The following is a 4568-nucleotide window of genomic DNA, read 5'->3' as shown; positions in this document are numbered from 1 at the left end:
AGTTTTACGTGAAGGTAACTCAGACCGTCGCGCGCCACTTTCTGTAAAGAACTACGCGAAGAAAAACCCACACTCAATGGGAGCTTGGTCAGCCGATTCTAAATCTCACGTGTCGAGCATGTCGGACAATGACTTTTTCGGCAGTGAGAAATCACATACAGTAGACGGTGCCACTGAAGTTAAGATTGAATTTGTTGCTGCAGATGGCGCAGTGAAAGAGCTTAAGCCAGCATTCCCTCTGCAAGATAAAGAGATCATCGACTGCTCAGTGATGAACAAGAAAGCGCTTGTAGAGTTTTTTGAAGCACAAATCGCTGAAGCTAAACAGCAAGACGTTCTGCTTTCTCTGCACATGAAAGCAACTATGATGAAAGTCTCTGACCCAGTGATCTTTGGTCACGCGGTTAAGGTTTACTACAAAGACGTATTTGCTAAGTATGGCGACGTATTCGAACAGCTAGGTGTTGATGTTAACAACGGTATTGGTGACGTTTACGCTAAGATTCAATCTCTGCCAGTGGCGCAAAAAGAAGAGATCGAAGCTGCACTACAAGCGGTATACGAAACTCAGCCGCCACTAGCGATGGTTGATTCAGACCGTGGTATTACTAACCTACATGTACCGAGTGACATCATTGTTGATGCTTCTATGCCAGCTATGTTGCGCTCTTCTGGTCAAATGTGGGGACCAGATGGTAAGCAAAAAGATACTAAGGCTCTGATCCCAGATCGTAGCTATGCAGGTATTTACCAAGCGGTTATCGACTTCTGTAAAGAGAACGGTGCATTTGACCCAACAACTATGGGTAGCGTGCCGAACGTTGGTCTTATGGCTCAAAAAGCGGAAGAGTACGGCTCACACGATAAGACATTCATTCTTGATGCAGCAGGTACGGTTCGCGTAGTGGACGCATCTGATACGGTTCTGCTTGAACAGTCTGTTGAGGAAGGCGATATCTTCCGTATGTGTCAGGTTAAAGACGCGCCAATCCAAGACTGGGTTAAACTTGCAGTAACCCGTGCTCGCGCTACCGGCGCACCAGCAGTATTCTGGCTAGATGAAAACCGTGCTCACGATGCTCAGCTTATCAAGAAAGTAAATGCATACTTACCTGAGCATGATACGTCTGGCCTAGAGATCAAGATCCTAGCACCACTTGAAGCATGTCAGTTCTCTCTAGCTCGTATTAAAGAAGGTCTAGATACTATTTCAGTAACAGGTAACGTACTGCGTGACTACCTAACTGACTTGTTCCCAATTCTAGAATTAGGTACTTCAGCTAAGATGCTTTCTATCGTGCCGCTAATGAATGGTGGCGGTCTATTTGAAACGGGTGCTGGCGGCTCTGCGCCTAAGCACGTTCAACAGGTAGAGAAAGAGAACCACTTACGTTGGGATTCTCTGGGTGAGTTCTTAGCTTTGGCAGCATCGCTAGAGCACCTAAGTACAGTGACTGGTAATGCGAAAGCGCAAGTACTTGCTGATGCTTTAGATAAAGCGACAGGTGATTTCCTAGATAACAACAAATCGCCTTCACGCCGTGTGGGTGAGCTTGATAACCGAGGCAGCCACTACTACCTAGCGACTTATTGGGCACAAGCGCTAGCAACGCAAACGGCAGATGCAGAACTTGCTGCTGAGTTTGCCCCAATTGCTGAAGCACTTGCGTCAAATGAAGATAAGATCGTTGCAGAGCTGAATGATGCTCAAGGTGTAGCAGGCGACCTAGGTGGTTACTACGCGCCTGAGTTCGACAAAGCGTCTACATTGATGCGTCCAAGTGCAACACTTAATGGCGTTATCAACGGCTAATTAGCCACCATAAACAACAAAACCCGCCAATTGGCGGGTTTTCTTTTTAAAGTTTTTGATATTTAGATTGTTTTAGCAGCGGTTATTTTGCAGGTTGAGTTTCTACCGGAACAACAGCACTGGCATGATAGCCTTTTGGCCCTTCCTCTACTTCATAATTCACTTGCTGGCCTGCTTTCAGAGTACGATAACCATCCATTTGAATTGTTGAGTAGTGCGCAAACACATCCCCATCTTCTCCCTCTGGACAAATGAAACCAAATCCTTTGGCGTTGTTAAACCATTTTACTGTACCTGTAGCCATGCTATACATCCCTCATGCATTTTGTTACTGATTTTGATTGGTGTTTACATTGATTCCTTGTAAACAAGAAGTGAATTTTCATTCAGCCGCTGCCAAAATTTTAGTCACTATTTGACCAATGTAGCCAATGAGGGATTACAGTCAATAGGAAAAAGGTATTACAGTCTACATATTTGCAAAGAAATCACTTTTGAGATTTACATTTTTGTAACTTATAAAATGCTCACTTTCGCTAAAATCATTTATGCAGTGAATGGTTTTTGGTGTCTTTTTAATCAATTAGATATCAAGCCTCTATTGAGTTTGAACTTTTATTTGCAGCGACTCAATTGCTGCATTAGTCTCTAAGTAAGGCCAAACTTTTTTGCAAAGATTTAGCCTTCTGGTCGGTCTGTCTTTTTAATCAATAATTCATCACGAAATACACACCGACCTGAAATAGTAAGAACTAAATTCAAAACTTTCGCTCAACGAAGTGGTAAAATTAACTGAGATAAAATAGCGACAATGATGAGTCATGAGCAAACATTTTGAATGGGTCACACCCGGTTCCGATCTACTGGAGTTAGAAAAAACAAAAGTTAAGCCGCCATCTATGTATAACGTCGTGCTCAACAACGACGATTACACTCCGATGGACTTTGTAATTGAAATCCTGGAACGTTTCTTTTCTATGGATATCGACAAAGCAACACAAGTGATGCTCAAGGTGCATTATGAAGGCAAGGCAATTTGTGGCACGTATACTGCAGAAGTTGCTGAGACTAAAGTAGCGCAAGTTACTATGTATTCGAAAGAGAACGAACATCCTTTGCTTTGTACAATGGAGCAAGCATAACGTTTGCTCGAGCAACCTGAGTTGTTCTTAAAGGAGGTACTTATGCTGAATAAAGAGTTGGAGTCGAGTCTTAACGGCGCATTCGCCCGCGCACGAGACAAACGACATGAGTTTATGACCGTCGAGCACCTCCTGTTAGCATTGCTAGAAAATGATGCAGCACGTGAGGCCCTGCAAGCGTGTCAGGCCGATATCGACGCGCTTCGAGGTGAGCTCGATATCTTTATTGATCAAACCACCCCCCTTATTCCCGAAAACGATGAGACTCGCGAAACGCAACCCACTTTGAGTTTTCAACGCGTTTTGCAACGAGCTGTGTTCCATGTTCAGTCATCTGGTCGCAGTGAAGTCACAGGTGCGAATGTCTTAGTCGCAATTTTTAGTGAGCAAGAATCTCATGCCGCTTATCTTCTCAAGAAGAATGATATTAGCCGTCTCGATATTGTTAACTTTATCTCTCACGGTATTAGTAAAGCATCGAGTGCGGGTGATGAGCCTTCTTCATCTGATTCATTCGGTAGCGAGAGTATCGAGGAGACAGGTTCAGAAGAGCGTCTAGAGAGCTTTGCTACCAACCTTAATCAACTCGCAAAACTAGGACAGATTGATCCTCTGATTGGTCGTGATAAAGAGCTAGAGCGTACCATTCAAGTCTTGTGTCGTCGCCGTAAAAATAACCCTCTACTCGTCGGTGAAGCAGGTGTTGGTAAAACGGCGATTGCTGAAGGTCTTGCTTGGCGTATCGTTGAAGGCCAAGTGCCTGACATTATTGCTGATAGCGTTATTTACTCACTCGATATTGGCTCTCTACTTGCGGGTACTAAGTACCGTGGTGATTTCGAAAAACGCTTCAAAGCAATTTTGAAACAGCTAGAGAAAGAAGACGATGCGATTCTGTTTATTGATGAAATTCACACCATCATTGGTGCTGGGGCAGCGTCTGGCGGCCAAGTTGATGCGGCCAACCTAATTAAGCCGCTATTAAGCAGCGGTAAGTTACGTTGTATTGGTTCGACAACCTACCAAGAGTACAGCAACATCTTTGAAAAAGAACGTGCCTTGTCGCGTCGTTTCCAGAAGATCGATGTTATCGAGCCATCTTTGGACGACACTACTAAGATCTTGATTGGGTTGAAACCAAAATACGAAGCTCACCATGAGGTGCGTTACACCAATAAAGCGCTTCGTGCAGCGGTTGAGCTCTCTGCTAAGTACATTAATGAACGTCACCTGCCAGACAAGGCGATTGATGTGATTGATGAAGCAGGTGCGCGTAGTCGTCTAGCTCCGGCGAGTCGCCGTAAGAAAACCGTTAACGTTGCCGATATTGAGGCGATGGTCGCTAAGATGGCACGCATTCCTGAGAAATCAGTCTCTTCTTCTGATAAAGAGATTCTGCAGAAGCTTGACGAGAAGATGAAGATGCTGGTGTTTGGTCAAGACGATGCGATTGATGTATTGAGTGAAGCAATCAAGCTAACTCGTGCAGGCCTTGGTGCGGATAATAAACCGGTAGGTTCATTCCTATTTGCTGGCCCTACTGGGGTAGGTAAAACCGAGGTTACGGTTCAGTTGTCGAAATTGTTGGGCATTGAGCTACTGCGCTTTGATAT

At 44.5% G+C, this 4568-nt stretch carries 4 protein-coding genes; 3 read left to right on the top strand and 1 reads right to left on the bottom strand.

Annotated elements, in window-relative coordinates; genetic code table 11:
• Positions 1 to 1813: NADP-dependent isocitrate dehydrogenase (locus tag QTO00_RS15260; RefSeq protein ID WP_331425550.1), on the top strand; the 1813-nt coding region annotated here is incomplete at its 5' end.
• Between the two features lie 82 nt (positions 1814 to 1895).
• Here QTO00_RS15260 and cspD read toward each other — a convergent pair.
• Positions 1896 to 2117: a cold shock domain-containing protein CspD gene (cspD, locus tag QTO00_RS15255; RefSeq protein ID WP_038205376.1), complete on the bottom strand. Its 222-nt coding sequence runs from the start codon at positions 2115 to 2117 to the stop codon at positions 1896 to 1898.
• Between the two features lie 517 nt (positions 2118 to 2634).
• Here cspD and clpS point away from each other — a divergent pair.
• The gene (gene clpS / locus QTO00_RS15250) at positions 2635 to 2955 is read left to right on the top strand and encodes an ATP-dependent Clp protease adapter ClpS (protein ID WP_004744315.1); all 321 of its coding nucleotides are present in this window, start codon (positions 2635 to 2637) and stop codon (positions 2953 to 2955) included.
• A 42-nt stretch (positions 2956 to 2997) separates the two neighbouring features.
• Positions 2998 to 4568: AAA family ATPase (locus QTO00_RS15245; protein WP_331425549.1), on the top strand; the 1571-nt coding region annotated here is incomplete at its 3' end.

The organism is Vibrio sp. M260118 (genome assembly GCF_036533755.1).
GTDB lineage: Bacteria > Pseudomonadota > Gammaproteobacteria > Enterobacterales > Vibrionaceae > Vibrio.
This window is presented reverse-complemented; position numbering and strand designations above follow the sequence as displayed.